Source organism: Exiguobacterium sp. UBA6282 (genome assembly GCF_002440475.1).
GTDB lineage: Bacteria > Bacillota > Bacilli > Exiguobacteriales > Exiguobacteriaceae > Exiguobacterium_A.
This window is the reverse complement of record NZ_DJUM01000056.1, coordinates 1-15,390: the sequence shown is the minus strand read 5'-3', so window position 1 is coordinate 15,390 and position 15,390 is coordinate 1. Positions and strand designations below refer to the sequence as shown.

Here is a 15,390-nt window from a genome sequence, read left to right as displayed (position 1 = left end):
GCTGCGATTTGAAGGACAGAGTCTGCCGACGTATAGACGATCAGGGCGCCTGTCTCGACATGTTCTTGTCCGAGTTCGTCGAGAATTTCCGTACCAGAAGCCGGTTTATTCCCGATGATCTTCCGCCCTGAGAACTCTTCTAAGCGATGAATCAAATCATCCGGGAATTTTTCGAAGACACGGAATGGTGTATCGATCCGGAGTCCCATGATCTCCCAATGCCCTGTCATCGTATCTTTCCCTGCAGATACTTCCTGCATTTTTCCGTATGCCGCAAGCGGTGCTTCTTCAGCTGAGATACCTTCGATCGGTTCGATATGCGAGAGACCGAGTTTTGCCNNATGTTCGGCATGTTGAGTCCGTTGCGTTCACGCGCGATGTGACCGAGCGTATGCGAACCAAGATCTCCGAACTGTTCAGCGTCCGGTGCTTCTCCGATTCCTACGGAGTCCATGACGATCAAAAATACACGTTTAAATGATTGAGCCATTTGCTATTCCTCCTATTACGAGCTGTAGTTGTGCGATTCCCGTTACGATTTTTCCCGGAAAGGGACTAGACAAAACGCATCATTTGTCTGAAGTCAGACCTTTAAAAGATAGAACCATCACGCCCGTGGATGATGTTTCTTATACACGTCGTGGAGTCGTGCTTTGTTGACGTGTGTATACATTTGTGTCGTCGACAAATCAGCGTGTCCTAGCATTTCTTGTACGACGCGTAAATCGGCACCATTTTCAAGTAGATGGGTCGCGAACGAATGGCGCAGGACGTGTGGTGTGATCTCTTTTTCAATACCCGCTTCCTTTGCCCGTCGCTTGATCATCTTCCAAAATCCTTGCCGTGATAAACGATCACCACGACTGTTTAAGAAGACATCGTCCGTCTGTTGACCACCGAGACTGTTGCGCGCGAGATCAAGATATGTTCTGACGCTCTCAATCGATGTCGTACTCATCGGGATGATCCGGGATTTATTCCCTTTCCCAAGACACGACAGATACCCGAGTTCGAGTTGCAAATCGTTCAACTTCAGTTGGAGCAGTTCGCTGACGCGCATGCCTGTTCCATAGAGAAGCTCAAGCATTGCTGCATCTCGTCGTGTAAGCGGATCGACACCGACGACCGAATCAAGTAAACGTTCGACGTCGGTTTGACTCCAGACGACGGGAAGCTTCTTCTCCGGTTTCGGTAAATCAAGATGACGGGACGGATCATGCGTCGTTAGTTTCTCTTCGACCAGATATTGATGGAACGAACGGATTGAGCTCGTCGCCCGCCGGACCGTCGATCGTGACTTGCGTGCTTCAAGCAATCGTTCAATGTGGTCGACGATATGATGTCGGTGAACCTGTTCAAACGAAGAAACTTCCGCTGTTTCGAGCGTCTGTAAGTATTGATTCAAATCATTTCGATACGCAGCTGCCGTATTCGCGGACATTTGCCGTTCAATCACTAAATAGTTGATAAATGCTTCCAGTTGTTCACGCACTGAACTCATCCTCTTCGTTTACGAAATCGCTTACTTTCCCATCATATCAAAGGTGTAAACCGTTGTGAAGAGGTCTGACCTATAAAAATCGAAAAAGAAAAACCATCCGAAATTTCCTCGGACGGTCAGACTGTTTGTGTTTGCGATTGTTCCAACGCTTCCCGAGCGTGACGCTCTTGGCAGACACGGCAGACGCCATGGAATGTCAGGCGGTGATCCTTGATTTTGAAATGGAATCGGGACACGATTTCTTTCTCTACTTCTTCAAGCATATCGTCTAAAATCTCTTCGACGGATCCACATTCGATACAGACGAGATGGTGATGCGAATGACTCGCACCTTCTTGTCGTAAATCAAACCGGGATACGCCATCTCCGAAGTTGACCTTATCGACGACTTCGAGCTCCGTCAATAATTCGAGCGTCCGGTAAACCGTCGCAAGTCCGATGTCGGAGTTCTTTTCTTTTACAAGGAGAAAGACATTTTCGGCACTGAGGTGATCCGACTCATGTTCGAGCAGGACACGCACAGTCGCTTCACGTTGGGGAGTCAGCTTATATCCTTTACCGCTTAGCTGTTTTTTGATGCGTTCTACACGACTTTCCATCATAGCGCCCCCTTTGTTCGAACTGATGCTATTATCATAGCTGAAACTCAGTCTTTTTTCAAATTAAAATGATTATCAACTGAAAATCATTTAAATGAGAATCATTTTAAAGTACGGATCTGCCAATGCTGAATCGCCATGATTGTCTTCGCGTCGACAATCGTTCCGTTTGCTACGAGTTCGAGCGCTTGTTCAAGCTTCAATGTTTTGTTCTCAAGGAACTCATCTTCATCGAGCTGACGATCACCGGCAGTAAGACCAATCGCTTCATAAATATGTACACGTTCGCTACAGAAACCAGGCGCACCGTAGAAATCAAAGAGATGTCGTAACTCTTTCGCGACGTAACCTGTTTCTTCCTTTAATTCACGTCCGGCACAATCGAGTGGATCTTCACCTTTCTCGAGTTTGCCCGCTGGTATCTCGATCGATAGACTCTCGAACGCCTTCCGATATTGTTCAACGACAATCAGATCCCCTTGTTCATCAAAAGCGATGATGGCGACGGCACCATTATGATAGACCAGTTCACGAACCGAGGTATTACCGTTCGGTAACGTGACGACATGTTTCTCGACATCAAAAACTTTTCCTTCATAGATCACTTCACGTTCAATCGTTTTTTCTTCCATCGGTAGTGTTCCCCTCTTCTATCCTAGTTTACGTTCTCTGTCATGATTAGTATGCCGTTTCCGACGTATTGCCGCAAGACTTCAAGCCGTCTTTTTCATAAGATATGATACACTAGAATGCAGAAGTTCCAAACTTACAGTTCATTTAAGAAAAGAGGGAATTGAACATGTCATTAGGATTAGGTACGATGACGATCTTAAAACGCGGACAGGAAGAAGCGGCAGCAATCCTGCGGACGGCACTCGACGCGGGTATCACCCATTTCGACACAGCGGATGTCTATGCAAACGGAGCCGTCGAATCGATTATCGGTCAAACCTTCGCGCAAGAGGATCGTAGTCGATTGTTTCTTGCCTCAAAAGGTGGCAATCGAATGAATGCGACCGGAACCGGTTGGACATGGGATCCGAGTTATGACTATTTGAAGCAAGCCTGTCTTGAAAGTTTAAATCGACTCGAAACACCTTACCTCGACCTATATTACGTCCATGGTGGCACGATGGACGACGATATCGACGCATCGATTCGCGCGATGGAAGACTTAAAAGCAGAGGGGAAAATCAAGGAATATGGTCTCTCGTCATTGCGACCGAACGTCATCGAATATTGGCTTGAGCATAGTAATTTCTCTTACTTGATGACGCCTTATTCATTGCTCGATCGTCGCATCGAAGAGTTGTTACCACGCTTAAAAGAGAAAAACATCCAAGTCGTTGCCCGCGGTCCACTAGCAAAAGGACTGTTGACACACGAAAGTGCCTCACGCCTGCAGTCGGTTGATCGTTTCGAACAGTTCGATAAAGAGACGCTCGAAGCCAGTCTACAACAATTACAAAACTTCCCGCTTCCAGCGCTTGCATTGCAAGCAATCGATCAACAGGTCGATATCGTCCTTCCAGGTGCGTCAAGCGTGTCGCAACTTCAAGCAAACGTCCAAGCGATGAGAGAGCCGGTTTCGCAAGCTCAGATCGACCAGGCGCTTGCTACACTGCCAGTTCATCACTATACCGAACACCGGTAAGGTTTAACACTCCATTTCTCCGGGAATCTCCTTCTTTGTAACGTTCATACAGAGGAGGAGTTTTATTATGGCACGTATTTTAATCGTATCAACAAGCGCAGATGACATGAATGGTCACAAAACAGGATTATGGTTCGAGGAGTTCGCAGCACCTTACAACCTGTTCAAAGATGCAGGACATGACGTGACGGTCACGTCCATCAAAGGCGGAGATGTTCCAATTGATAAAGCATCGATCGTCAAAGAGATCTTACCGAAATTCCAAGATGCTCGCCGTGCGTTGCACGATACGAAAGCACTTTCTGAAGTAGATCCAGCATCATTTGACGCTGTCTACTTCCCAGGTGGTCACGGTGCGGTCGTCGACTTCCCGAATAACCCACAAGTGGCGAGTGCTATCGAAGCTGTCATCAAAAAAGACGGCGTCGTCGCATCGGTCTGTCATGGTCCTGCTGCCTTCGCGCACGTCATGATCGATGGCAAACCCTTCGTATCAGGTCGTCAAATCAACGGCTTTACAGATGAAGAGGAAAAATCAACAGGTCTCGAAGATAAAGTACCATTCTTGCTCGAGACGACACTTCGCGGTGAAGGGGCTACTTTCCTGACATCGGATGCTGGTAAAGAGTTCGCTGTCATCGATGGCAATGTCGTTACAGGACAAAATCCGGCTTCAAGTGAAGCAGTCGCAAAACTAGTCCTTGCGAAACTGGCTACACAGGCTTAATCGAGTAGTCTCTATACAAAATGGAGCAGGCGACATCATGTCGTCTGCTCCATTTTTTGACGTGAATTATAACCGATGAAGCGAATCCAATCGTTCGAGATCGGCTTCTGTCTCACGCTTTTTTCGTTCAAGCCGCTTTAACTCGTCTTCGAGTTGTTGCTGTTGAGCTCGCAGCATTGATCGTTCTTCCTCTGTAAAGGAACGAGCTACTTCTTTTTCTTTGAAATACCACCACTTTTTAATTTTCTCAGGTGGTGGTCCGATCTCAATCTGTTGCTCATGCTGTTTGACCTCATCCATTTGTTCAGCATGGGCCAATTGAAGCTGTTCTAATTCTGTCTCATAAGCTGTTTGTCTAGCTTCAAGAATCGGTGTCAGGTACGCAAGGATATGCGCCGTCAAGTCTCGCTCGACGACTCGTCGTAATACATCTCGACGAAGTGAGGCTTCCGAATTGCCCGAAGCATTCTTCCAGACGGTTGGATCCGCCTGTTCTAGAATCTCCTCTTCTTCCGCTTCTCCGAGCCAGCGTAATTTGAGTAATAATGGCTCGAGGAGTGCCTCCTCTACATACGCCGTAAATTGCGAATACGACGTCGCTTCTCGCGTCAACGGTTCTTCATGTAGGTGAAATAACGCTTCTGCCTCTTCTTCGATCCAGTCTTCGTAATCATTAAAGTACATGGTTTAACTCCTTACTTCATCTCATCAAAAACAAGACTGGCTCGAATCCGCCATCTACATGACAGTCGAGCCAGTTTTGTTAGACGTTCGCTCCGTTTTTTTTGATTTCCGCGATCGCCCAATCACACCAGTCCAAGTAATTCAACATCATACGCAAGCCGTATTCACTCGTCAAGGTCTCACCTAGTGTCGCACCGTTCTCGAGATGGTCGTGACGCCAACTTTGCATCATCTCGACGGCAAATTGATGGTGTCGCTTCGATTCTTCTAGATAAGCGACAGCTTCCTCTGGTGGGAGAAGATGCAAGAGCGAGACACGCATCAAGTTCTCATCCTTCATCTTCGGTTTGAATTCATTTGGTGTCCGTAACCATTCGACGAGCTCCGTCCGCCCTTTATCGGTAATCGAATAGACTTTCTTATCCGGCAGATCTTCTTGAACGATATGAACGCTCGTCACGAGTTCTGCCTCTTCCATTTTCAACAACTCTCGGTATATTTGTGTATGATGTGCGGTCCAGAAGTGGATCATCTGTTTTTTAAAAGTCGCGCTCAAATCATAACCGGTCGCTTCCCCTTGGGTCAGCAGCCCGAGTAGTGCAAATCGTAATGCCACTGGCTGCACCTTCTTTCCTTCTTTTGTATATATACTTAATTATCTCAAATATACCTGAATTTCGCTACTCTCGTGTCGAACAAATGTACGAATGAAAACGACCTACGTCGACATCACATTCGATCGTAGGTCGTTCTGTGTCATGATTCTCAAGATTAGCTTAGGTTACGTAATCTTTCGATTCCCTGTTGGACATGTTTCCAGTAAGAAGAAGGATGCGGAACGAATTGATGACGATCGAACCATTCTCCTGTTTTATCCTGAATACGCTCAATCGTCACGTCAGCGATGCGATCCAACTGCTCAATCGAAAAAGCGATTAATCGTTTCACTTCGGTTTCCTGGAGCATATACGATTCTAACGCTTGATCACTTTGTGCGAGAAACACATGGCATCGTTCACAATCCCAAAGTGTCGCATCCCGAAACTCCTCCTCCTGAACTCCAAGAGGTATTAGTTGATCAAAGGTATAAGCTAAACCAATCTCTTCTTCGAGTTCCCGGACACCATCTTCAACCGTCTCATTTGCAAGCAGATGACCGGCTGCCGTGATATCGAGCATTCCCGGAAAGTCCTTCTTTTGTTCAGAACGTTGCTGGAGCAACACGACGTCCCGCGTTGGATCATAGACGAAACAATGAAACGTTTCATGCCATAGACCTTTTGCGTGGACTTCTGATCGCGGACACGGTCCGAGCGGATTCCCAGCTCGGTCCACCGTCATGATCATCTCTTGTTCACTCATCGTAACACCTTCNNCTTGATGGAATCGTTCTCCAACCGTATAGAGTTCAGCGATCAAGAAGACACTTGCGATCCAGATGATAGCACTTGGAAACAGAATCATCGCCGTCAAGAATAGAAATCCTTCCGTTCGTTCGATGAGTCCTGGTTGATATTGAAACGACTTGTAACCGTAGTTCTCACTAACTGCTCCGATCGCAAGGAACATCGTCATCCCAATGACGAATGATGCGACAAGTAACAGAATCACAACCTGCGTTTCCGGAAACCGGAGTGCGAGACCAATTAACACTGACAGTTCGACAATTCGGTCGAGAACAAGATCAAGGATCGTACCAATTGGTGTTGTCTTCTCTTTTCTTGCCATCGTGCCATCAATAACGTCGAGCATACCCGAGATCCACAATAGGACAATTGCCGTTCCCATCATGTCGTTATAGACGAAAAAGCCTGTCGCACCACCGATGATGCCCGAAATGATCGTCACCTGCGTCGCTGATAATCCAATTTTCTTAAATAAGGTCGCCCCTTGATCAAACAGGGGTTGAACGATTTTACGCGCACGCGTATCTAACATGTCACCCCTCCTTTCTAACGATATACCCTTCTATCGAATGAATCGTCTCGTCTGAAGAAAGTACGAGCCGTTCGCCTGATGGCCGTTCCACTTCGTAGAACCGAACGCCATATTGAATGAGTTCTTTCGTAATCGTAACACGCTCATCCGTTTCCTTCGTCGGTCTTGAGACCAAGTTAACTGACGTCAACGGATACCAAGTCGCTTCGATGTAGATGCCTTCACCGAAAAACGGACTTGTCTGACTGAGCGTGATCGGTGTGCCGCGATCCACGATCCGTCCTTGTTCCAAAACATAAATGACATCTGCCATCGCCATTGCCTCTTCCCGGTCATGCGTGACAAGCAGTGTCGTGACGCCTTGTTCCTCGGTCAACTTTCGGATCAATGTCCGAAGTTCTCGTCGTCTCGGTACATCTAGACTCGAGAACGGTTCATCGAGCAACAAGAAGTCCGGCTGACTCGCCAGCGCACGAGCTAGACTCGCACGTTGCTGTTCACCACCTGAAAGTTCGTGGATGGCACTTCGTCCTCTCCCCTCGAGTCCAACGCGATATAACCAAGAATCAAGTTCGATCGGTGTTAACTGTTTCGCACCGAGGCGAATGTTTTGTTCAACGTTCAAATGCGGAAACAATAAAGAGCGTTGAAACATCATCGTCACACCTCGTTGATTCGGAGAGAGTGTCGTGACGTCTCGTTCCCCAAATCGAATCACTCCACTCGTCACACGTTCGAGACCCGCAATCAGGCGGAGAAGCGTCGTTTTCCCGCTACCACTCGGTCCGACTAAAGCCACGCATTGTCCAGACGCGATGCTTACATCGATATCAGACAACACTTGTTTGCTTCCAAATCGTTTATTGACTTGTTGTATCGTGACTTCCATTTAAACGCCTCCGTACGATTCGTATCCAGCTAGAAAAAATAACGGCTTGTAATACATAAAAAAGAATAGGTAATCCAATCAACCAAAGTGTCGCCAGACGAGCTGCCTCCTGGGAATTACCAGAATACGCCGGGAACACTTCCAGTGCGATCATGCGGACGATTCCGCCTCCAATCAACGCAACAAGAGCATATTGACTGATCGTGATCACGGTGACGAGCAACGTCACGGACTGTAATGTCGATCGTAACATCGGTCCCGTCAAATAAAACCAACGTTTGAATCGATTTCCTTCGAGCAAGACCATCTGTTCGAGCATCCGCTCACCGAGCGTCTGAAATCCGTTCGTGTACAAACGGACTGTATATGGCAATGTCGGCAGAAGCAACACGAGCAGTACACCGAAAAAACGATCTGCCAGACCGAGCCGGATCCATGTCAAATAGAGACCGAACGACAACAATAAGACGGGAACGAATAGCGGCAAACTAATCAAGAACTCTGCTATACGAATGCGTGTCCCGGTTTGAAAAGCGATCGCTTTTCCTGCCATGTATCCGAAGAGATGATTTAACAATATAACGGCACAGACCATCGCAATGGTCGTACCAAGCGTTGCTTCAAGACGCGGATTCCAATTCCATTCTCCCGGAATTAAACCGATCAATGGAACGTTGAAAAGAAGAACAATACATACGATGACGCTAGTTTTTTTCATTCACTTCGCCCCCTACTGATCTTCGTTGCCAACGGGCGGGTTAAACCCGTCATGAGCACTAGTAAGAGGAAAAGTCCACCCGTCAAGACGACACTCATCGCAAAAGCGAGCGGTTGTTCCGATAAATCACCTTGTGTGTATAAGTCAAAGGCATAGACGCCAAGTAATTTCGGATAGGTCACGCCGAGTAATGCCGGAATTTCATACGCAAATAAAATAAAGGCAAGTAAGATAAAGCCGGCTTCAAGCATGGGAACGAGCAGGAACACACCCCGTGCATGCCAGAATCGGCGCACTGGCGATAAATCGAGCATCATACCGAGTTCTTGGTAACGTGGATCGAGACGTCGTACAACCGGTAAGAGATAAAAAAAGACGAACGGAATTTCTTTATATAGATACGTCAAGATGACACTGATGTAGTTCCCTTCATGCGGTCCGATGATCGGCACATCACTGAGGTAGAGGATTGCGAGATACGCCGCTCCTAGATGAGGAATGAATAACGGAATCGCGAGCAACACCGCTAGCCGTGTTCTGCTCAAGATTCGTGCGAGCATCACACCGATGATCAAGGCAATGCCCGTACTCACGATGGCAACGTAACTACTGACGGTTAGACTCTCTAAAAAGACGTCATCCGTCAGTAGCTCATGATAGTCGGCGGGTGACGTCATTGAAACACTGACCCACAGCCCGTATAAGACCATCCCTGCCATCAGAATTGCAGCAGGATATACGTTACCGCGCCACACGAGACGGCCATTCCTTACGGATCATCTCGAAGACCGATGGATCTAGTTCCGTCCGGACTTTCCCTTCAAAGACACTCGGCTTCGGTGTCGACGGTGCGGCCGGTACATCAGCGAACTGCTTTTGTTCTGCCTGATCAAGTGTCGACAAATCGAGACTCGTTCCATCGCCCCAGTAAGTCGCATCATATTTTTTCAATTGTGCCTCTGGTGACAACAGCGTATTGATCGTAACGAGTGCACCTCTCGGGTTCGGTGCATTGAATGGTACGGAAAGGAAATGGGTCGATGCGATTGAGCCATCCTTCAAAACAATCGGACGCGTTTGTTTCGGAAACGTTCCTGACTTCACTTCTTGTTCTGCCCGTCGTTCGTTGAAGCCCATCGTGAAGTCGACGTCTCCCTTCGCGTATAACTGATCGAGTTGCGCAAGCGTCTTCGGATACGTCTTCCCCTTTTTCCAGAGGTACGGTTTGATTTCGTTCAGGTAAGCCCATGTCTTCTTGAAGTCTGCTTTTGGGTCTTTTAGGGTCGCGTTCGATTCGACACCATACATGACGTGACGGACGAAGGCGTTTCCTGTAAAATCCGTCACTTCTGGATACGTGAAACGTCCTGGATTTTCCTTGACCCAAGACTTCAACGCTTGTAAGTCCTTTGGTGGCGACTTTACATCAGCTGCGTCATAGTGCAACGTATATTGGACTTTTCCCCATGCGGCTTCGAGCCCGTCTGTTTTCGTACCGCTATCTGAACTTTGGGCGGCAGCATCAACGTATTTCATGTTTGGAAGAACTTTTGTAATTTCCCCATAAAGTAACTCATCTTTTTTAGCATTCAAGAAGTTATCGCCATTAATCCAGACGACATCGATGACGCCTTTTTCCTTACCTGCCTTTTTCTCAGCACGTAATTTTTGAATAATGTCTGCCGTCTCGATCGGAACGCGTTCGAGCGTAATATTATGTTCCTTCTTCAGACGGGGCGTCACATATTCATCGATATAGGCGTTGATTCCGTCATCGCCCCCCCACATGTACATCCGAACCGTTGATTTTTCTGCTTCTTTCTCAATCGTCTGATAAGCGGTTCCTAAAACGTTTTTCGGTTCCGGTGTCGCATCCGGCGTCCCGCACCCGGCAAGCAAGGTACCTAATGCAAGAAAGCTCATTACTTTTGTTTTCATTCGTTGTTCTCCTCCGTCATCACTTTTTGTCAAAACCTGATTTTCCTAACCATTCAATCAGCCGCGGCATGACGCCGTATCCTTTTGCGGAAAGCTCCATCCACCACGGCGCATTGACCTCTCGCTTTCGGCGACGCATCGCCCGAACGACGGTCAGTGCGAGTTGTTCTTTCGATAAGACGATCGAAGCCACGTTTTTTTCATATTTTCGGCTGATGTCAGCTCGAACAAAAAATTCCGTCGCAATCGGTCCTGGGTTGACCGTCATGACGTGGATGCCTTTTGGACGTAACTCCAGACGTAACGCATTCGAAAACTGCAACATAGCAGCTTTCGTCATGCAATAGATCGTCGACTTCGGTGTCGGCAGCTTTCCTGCTTGACTCGCGACATTGACGATCATGCCGCCTTCTCGAAGTAACGGAAGGCACGCTTTCGTTAGACGAACAGGACTTAAGACATTGATTCGGTGCATCGATTCGATCGTTTCAATCGAGGTATCGTCTAGGAAGCTGAATTCCCCGAAACCTGCGTTATTAATCAAAATATCGATTCGTCCATAACGATTTGCGAGTGTTTTCGCAAGAATTTCGGGCGCCACTTCCAAATCGTAGACCAGGTAGTCTGCCTGGAGTTCAGATGCTAACGTTTGTAATCGATCCTCTCGTCGTGCGATTAAAATCAAGTTTGCCCCTTCTTTATGCAGAGTGCGCGCCAGTGCTTCCCCGAGTCCACTTGAAGCACCGGTGATGACGATCGTCCGGTTGATGAGTTGCATTAAACTTCCTCCATTTTCGAATAGTAGAGGATACCAGATCGTTTCTCAACCGTAATCGCACCACGTGCGACAAGCGTATCAAGACGTGCCTTCATTTCACTCATGACGAGTGGGAATGATTTTTTTAATCGATTCCCATACGTCACTTGTGCTAATTCAAATAACGTATGCTCTTCTAAAAAATACTTTAACAGTTGATCGCCGCGTGCCTTGCGTTGCATCAATCGTTCTTCAACGAGTGCCGCGACATCGCGAATCGGATCACCATGACCGGTATACGCAATTCGGATCTGTTCTCCTTGTAGTTTTTCCAAGGAGTCGAGATACGCAAGAACGGGTCGTTTCACGAGCACGTCATCACCCGGTTGCGGTTGTTCAAGCAACGGGTTCGGTTCGACCCGGTCCAGCAAATGGTCCGCCGCGAACAATATACCATCGTCGCTTAAAATTCCGATTTGGTCACTCGCATGACCTGGCAGTTCGATGACGCGATATCGCCCAGAAGGTGTAATTGCGTCGCCTTCCTTTAATATGAAATCAAGCTGACCTTTTCCAAGCCATTTTAAGGCAGATTGATAGCTCGGTAACATCTCTTGAATCGCTGACGGAACACCAAATGAAGTCGCCAGTCGACGTAAGAACACGTCCCCATTGTTTAGGAACGTCTCGTCCTGTTCCAAATACGGGCGCAACCGCGCATGTCCATAGACAGGAATGCCTTTCTCTGAAAATCGATGTGCCATCCCAGCATGATCCGCATGGTGATGCGTCACGATGACACGATCTAAATCCTCAACCCTCAAATCGTGTCGCGCAAGCGTCTGTTGCATCATTTGCCACGCCTCGAGTGTATCGGGTCCACAATCAATGAGGATGTTTTCCCCTTCCGTTCGTAACACATAACAGTTCACGTCCCCTACAGGAAATGGTGTGGGAATCGGAATCGGGATGATTTCGTCTGATACAGTCATGCCTACACGCCTCTTTTCTCTCGTCCATTTTCTTTCATTATAGAGAGAATGAAGCTATAGCGCCAAACTTTGTGCGTCAACGGATGATATTTGTTGTCTAGCTTACGTAGAGTATAAGAAATGGATGCACAAAAAACCGACCTTTCCGCAGATTGAAAGGTCGGTCAAAAACTTATTTTAAGTTGAGGACTGTTAATTTGTCGCGTGTCATCGAAGCTAAGCTACGTCCGACACCTTGAACACCAAGACCCGATGATTTAACACCGATGAATGGGAAGTGGTCAGGACCACGTTCCGTACGTCCATTGATTTGAACAGAACCTGTTTCAAGCGCGTCCGCTACCGCAAACGCAGCATCGATGTTTTCCGTGAAGACACTTGCTTGAAGACCGTATTCTGATTCGTTCGAGTATGCGATCATTTCGTCGACTGAGTTAACACGAATAATTGGAAGAACTGGTCCGAACGGCTCTTCCCAAGCGACGCGCATGTCACGTGTCACGTTGTCAAGAAGTGTTGGTTCGATCAAGTTCGCTGTACGTCCGCCACCTGTGACGAGCGTTGCGCCCTTGTCTGTTGCGTCCGTAATCAAGCCTTCGACGAAGTCCGCTGATTTCGTATCGATGAGTGGTACGACGACACTTTCTTGTTCAGGTGAACCGACTGTCAATTTTGCAATTCGAGTCTTAAGTTCTTCAATAAGCGCATCCGCTTGGTGATCGAGAACGAAGACACGTTTGATTGCTGTACAACGTTGACCTGAGTAAGAGAATGCACCACTGATGATGTGATCTGCTGCAAGGGACAGGTTCGCATCCTCAAGAACGAGTGCCGGGTCTTTTCCACCGAGTTCAAGGACAAGTGGAATCATTGCAGATTGACGTGATAAATGTTGTCCTGTTCCTGTACCACCTGTGAATGTGATCATGTTGATTCCCGGATGAGCTGTCAAGTAATCACCGATGACTGATCCACGACCTGTGACGATGTTTACGAGTCCAGCTGGAAGGCCTGCTGCGACGAGTGCCTCGACCATTAAGATACCGCTGATTGAACCTTGTGTTGCCGGTTTAAAGACGACGGCGTTCCCTGTCATGAGTGCAGGTGCGAGTTTCGCTGCTGCCAAGTTAACTGGGTAGTTGAACGGTGAGATGGCAAGCACGACACCGAGTGGCGCTTTTTTGATGACCGCGATTTTTTTCGCGCTACCGCCTGGGAACGAATCCCCTTGCATCATCTGACCGTCGAAACGGAGACCTTCTTCCGCAGTGTAGCGAATGATTTCAGCTGTCCGTTTGACTTCTTTGACGCCATCTGCACGTCCTTTACCGACTTCGCGCATGATGACTTCACCGATTTCGTCCGCACGTTTCTCGAGTTCCGTTGCCCAAGCGTGAAGCAGTTCAGCCCGTTTGTTCGCTGGTTGTTTTGCCCACTCTGCTTGTGCCGCTTTCGCTGAAGCGATGGCACGATCGACTTCTGGTTTTGTCATCGCTTGAACACGACCGACAAGATCCTCTTTATATGGTGAAGAGATTTCAATCGTCTCTTTTGATTCACTTTCATGCCATTTTCCATCTAGTAAAAACGTGTAGGTTGTTGCTGTAGTCATTCCACTCTACCTCCATTTATTTTTATCTCTCTCATTTCAGTGTGTGGCTGCATAGCTTATTGTAATCAATTGGTCTGACAAATGCCAAACTTTTTGCTTAACATATTATGAAAGCGATTACAACACTTTTTTTGTCGATTCAGAACTAGAATTTTTAACGTAGCATGCCGATAACTAGTCAGAAGTGAAGTGAAGGTAATGGAAAGGGGCACAACCATATGTACAATCAGCACGATATTTTATTAGAAGCCGGCACGAACGAACTCGAGATCGTCATCTTCCATTGCGGTCCGTATACGTTCGGTATCAACGTCATGAAGGTTCGGGAAATCATCGTTCCGCTCCCGATGACACCACTTCCGGGTACACCGGATGCTGTCAAAGGATTGATCGAACTCCGCGGCGAAGTCATGACGGTGATCGATTTGCCTACAGTCATCGGTGTTCCCCACGACGAAGCAACCGAGGATCGACTGATCATCTGTGAATTCAATGGGGAAAAGAGCGTCCTGCGTGTCGATTCCGTGACGGAAATCCGTCGTATCTCATGGGAACAGATCGATACACCAAACGAACTCGCTCGTGGCATCGAAGGATTAACGAACGGTGTCGTCAAAACGGGCGACAAGATGATCATCTTGCTCGACTATGAAAAAATTGCCCTTGAGCTCTCACGCAAGGATATCTTCGCCCGCGAAGAAGGACGTCGCGTCCAGTCCCGTGACCGGTCCGATAAAATCATCTGGATTGCCGAAGACTCGGAAATGCTCCGGACGTTGATCATCGAAACACTCGAGGAAGCCGGTTACCACGGACTGAAGTGGTTCATCAATGGTAAGGAAGCTTTTGATGCGTTTGAGAACGGAAGCAACTGTGACCTCCTGATCACCGATATCGAGATGCCGAAGATGGATGGACTTCATTTAACGAAACGACTCCGTGAAGATGATCGTTATGCAGAACTGCCGATCATTGTCTTCTCTTCCTTGATTTCCGACGATTTACGCCATAAAGGCGAGTCCGTTGGTGTCAATGCACAAATCACGAAACCGGAAATCGGTCGATTGATCGAAACGGTTGATTCATACGTCTTATAAGAAAAAAGAAAAAAAGCCGACGAGATGTCGGCTTTTTTAATCTATTCGATTCCTCAACGCAGTACGTCAAGATTTTTTCCAGTAAACACATCGAGCCAGATGACCCGGAATTCAACCATGCTGTCTTCAATCCGATCGACGATTTCTTGCGTACCGGTCATGGAACCGGATTCTGCTTCTTTTTCAAGCAGTTCGAAATCATCGGCTAAATCATCAGCGGCAACGGAATAGGAAGCACCTTTTAGCAAGTGAGCGAGCTTTTCAGTTTGCTCAGCATCTTGTTT

General features: G+C 47.5%; 18 protein-coding genes and 1 pseudogene. 3 read left to right on the top strand and 16 right to left on the bottom strand.

All coding sequences use genetic code 11. From position 1 onward, the window contains the following. From B2751_RS15315 to B2751_RS14880, 5 genes and pseudogenes are all read right to left on the bottom strand, one after another. Nucleotides 1-230, bottom strand: a pseudogene (locus tag B2751_RS15315) (phosphopentomutase); the annotation flags it as partial. Further along, nucleotides 227-454, bottom strand: a complete 228-nt coding sequence (locus tag B2751_RS15310) for a hypothetical protein (protein WP_422653611.1) — start codon at nt 452-454, stop codon at nt 227-229. The gene B2751_RS15310 and the pseudogene B2751_RS15315, both read right to left, overlap by 4 nt. Before the next feature lie 153 nt (nt 455-607). Further along, complete coding sequence (gene xerD, locus B2751_RS14890; RefSeq protein ID WP_035408906.1) at nt 608-1,492, bottom strand: site-specific tyrosine recombinase XerD; 885 nt, start codon at nt 1,490-1,492, stop codon at nt 608-610. 125 nt (nt 1,493-1,617) lie between these two features. Next, on the bottom strand, nt 1,618-2,100 hold the full coding sequence (locus B2751_RS14885; RefSeq protein ID WP_023467675.1) for a Fur family transcriptional regulator: 483 nt from the start codon (nt 2,098-2,100) through the stop codon (nt 1,618-1,620). A 101-nt stretch (nt 2,101-2,201) separates the two neighbouring features. After that, nucleotides 2,202-2,732: an NUDIX domain-containing protein gene (locus B2751_RS14880; protein WP_290775494.1), complete on the bottom strand. Its 531-nt coding sequence runs from the start codon at nt 2,730-2,732 to the stop codon at nt 2,202-2,204. Between the two features lie 167 nt (nt 2,733-2,899). On the opposite strand from B2751_RS14880, the gene B2751_RS14875 reads away from it, so the two are divergent. Then, the gene (locus tag B2751_RS14875; protein WP_035408912.1) at nt 2,900-3,754 is read left to right on the top strand and encodes an aldo/keto reductase; all 855 of its coding nucleotides are present in this window, start codon (nt 2,900-2,902) and stop codon (nt 3,752-3,754) included. A gap of 67 nt (nt 3,755-3,821) precedes the next feature. After that, nucleotides 3,822-4,481 (top strand): type 1 glutamine amidotransferase domain-containing protein, encoded by a 660-nt coding sequence (locus tag B2751_RS14870; protein WP_035408915.1) that lies wholly within the window; start codon nt 3,822-3,824, stop codon nt 4,479-4,481. A 66-nt stretch (nt 4,482-4,547) separates the two neighbouring features. Here the strand turns inward: B2751_RS14870 and B2751_RS14865 are convergent, their stop codons facing one another. The 10 genes from B2751_RS14865 to B2751_RS14820 form a co-directional block, all read right to left on the bottom strand. Next, nucleotides 4,548-5,165 carry a hypothetical protein gene (locus B2751_RS14865; protein WP_290749119.1) on the bottom strand — a complete coding sequence of 206 codons (618 nt, stop codon included), beginning with the start codon at nt 5,163-5,165 and terminating at the stop codon, nt 4,548-4,550. A gap of 79 nt (nt 5,166-5,244) precedes the next feature. Further along, nucleotides 5,245-5,781 (bottom strand): PadR family transcriptional regulator, encoded by a 537-nt coding sequence (locus B2751_RS14860; protein WP_035408921.1) that lies wholly within the window; start codon nt 5,779-5,781, stop codon nt 5,245-5,247. A gap of 155 nt (nt 5,782-5,936) precedes the next feature. Next, nucleotides 5,937-7,103, bottom strand: a complete 1,167-nt coding sequence (locus tag B2751_RS14855) for an NUDIX domain-containing protein (RefSeq protein WP_290775491.1) — start codon at nt 7,101-7,103, stop codon at nt 5,937-5,939. Nucleotide 7,104: 1 nt separating this feature from the next. Further along, a complete protein-coding gene (locus tag B2751_RS14850) occupies nt 7,105-7,992 on the bottom strand; it encodes an ABC transporter ATP-binding protein (protein ID WP_035408932.1) in 888 nt (295 codons plus the stop codon). After that, nucleotides 7,964-8,710 carry an ABC transporter permease gene (locus B2751_RS14845; protein WP_290749110.1) on the bottom strand — a complete coding sequence of 249 codons (747 nt, stop codon included), beginning with the start codon at nt 8,708-8,710 and terminating at the stop codon, nt 7,964-7,966. Before B2751_RS14845 ends, B2751_RS14850 begins: the two co-directional genes overlap by 29 nt. Continuing rightward, the gene (locus B2751_RS14840; protein WP_290775489.1) at nt 8,707-9,465 is read right to left on the bottom strand and encodes an ABC transporter permease; all 759 of its coding nucleotides are present in this window, start codon (nt 9,463-9,465) and stop codon (nt 8,707-8,709) included. The genes B2751_RS14845 and B2751_RS14840 overlap by 4 nt, the downstream gene beginning before the upstream one ends. Then, on the bottom strand, nt 9,452-10,648 hold the full coding sequence (locus tag B2751_RS14835) for an ABC transporter substrate-binding protein (RefSeq protein ID WP_035408940.1): 1,197 nt from the start codon (nt 10,646-10,648) through the stop codon (nt 9,452-9,454). Before B2751_RS14835 ends, B2751_RS14840 begins: the two co-directional genes overlap by 14 nt. A gap of 19 nt (nt 10,649-10,667) precedes the next feature. Continuing rightward, entirely contained in the window at nt 10,668-11,426 is a 759-nt protein-coding gene (locus B2751_RS14830; RefSeq protein WP_290749102.1) for an SDR family NAD(P)-dependent oxidoreductase, read from the bottom strand. Continuing rightward, nucleotides 11,426-12,397, bottom strand: a complete 972-nt coding sequence (locus tag B2751_RS14825) for an MBL fold metallo-hydrolase (RefSeq protein ID WP_290775487.1) — start codon at nt 12,395-12,397, stop codon at nt 11,426-11,428. The genes B2751_RS14830 and B2751_RS14825 overlap by 1 nt, the downstream gene beginning before the upstream one ends. Before the next feature lie 172 nt (nt 12,398-12,569). Next, the gene (locus B2751_RS14820) at nt 12,570-14,009 is read right to left on the bottom strand and encodes an NADP-dependent glyceraldehyde-3-phosphate dehydrogenase (protein ID WP_035408951.1); all 1,440 of its coding nucleotides are present in this window, start codon (nt 14,007-14,009) and stop codon (nt 12,570-12,572) included. Nucleotides 14,010-14,227: 218 nt separating this feature from the next. Here B2751_RS14820 and B2751_RS14815 point away from each other — a divergent pair, with 218 nt between their 5' ends. Next, nucleotides 14,228-15,106: a chemotaxis protein CheV gene (locus B2751_RS14815; protein ID WP_035408954.1), complete on the top strand. Its 879-nt coding sequence runs from the start codon at nt 14,228-14,230 to the stop codon at nt 15,104-15,106. Between the two features lie 53 nt (nt 15,107-15,159). On the opposite strand, the gene B2751_RS14810 is transcribed toward B2751_RS14815, so the two are convergent. Further along, on the bottom strand, nt 15,160-15,390 hold a 231-nt coding region (locus tag B2751_RS14810), incomplete at its 5' end, for an Hpt domain-containing protein (RefSeq protein WP_349679897.1).

What these genes read in the sequence shown, in the direction of transcription:
- B2751_RS14870 (WP_035408915.1), top strand. Translation starts at nt 3,822, where the DNA reads ATGGCACGTATTTTAATCGTATCAACAAGCGCAGATGACATGAATGGT.
- B2751_RS14825 (WP_290775487.1), bottom strand. Translation starts at nt 12,397, where the DNA reads ATGACTGTATCAGACGAAATCATCCCGATTCCGATTCCCACACCATTT.
- B2751_RS14850 (WP_035408932.1), bottom strand. Translation starts at nt 7,992, where the DNA reads ATGGAAGTCACGATACAACAAGTCAATAAACGATTTGGAAGCAAACAA.
- B2751_RS14885 (WP_023467675.1), bottom strand. Translation starts at nt 2,100, where the DNA reads ATGGAAAGTCGTGTAGAACGCATCAAAAAACAGCTAAGCGGTAAAGGA.
- B2751_RS14830 (WP_290749102.1), bottom strand. Translation starts at nt 11,426, where the DNA reads ATGCAACTCATCAACCGGACGATCGTCATCACCGGTGCTTCAAGTGGA.
- B2751_RS14865 (WP_290749119.1), bottom strand. Translation starts at nt 5,165, where the DNA reads ATGTACTTTAATGATTACGAAGACTGGATCGAAGAAGAGGCAGAAGCG.
- B2751_RS14845 (WP_290749110.1), bottom strand. Translation starts at nt 8,710, where the DNA reads ATGAAAAAAACTAGCGTCATCGTATGTATTGTTCTTCTTTTCAACGTT.
- B2751_RS14880 (WP_290775494.1), bottom strand. Translation starts at nt 2,732, where the DNA reads ATGGAAGAAAAAACGATTGAACGTGAAGTGATCTATGAAGGAAAAGTT.
- B2751_RS14875 (WP_035408912.1), top strand. Translation starts at nt 2,900, where the DNA reads ATGTCATTAGGATTAGGTACGATGACGATCTTAAAACGCGGACAGGAA.
- B2751_RS14835 (WP_035408940.1), bottom strand. Translation starts at nt 10,648, where the DNA reads ATGAAAACAAAAGTAATGAGCTTTCTTGCATTAGGTACCTTGCTTGCC.
- B2751_RS14820 (WP_035408951.1), bottom strand. Translation starts at nt 14,009, where the DNA reads ATGACTACAGCAACAACCTACACGTTTTTACTAGATGGAAAATGGCAT.
- B2751_RS14815 (WP_035408954.1), top strand. Translation starts at nt 14,228, where the DNA reads ATGTACAATCAGCACGATATTTTATTAGAAGCCGGCACGAACGAACTC.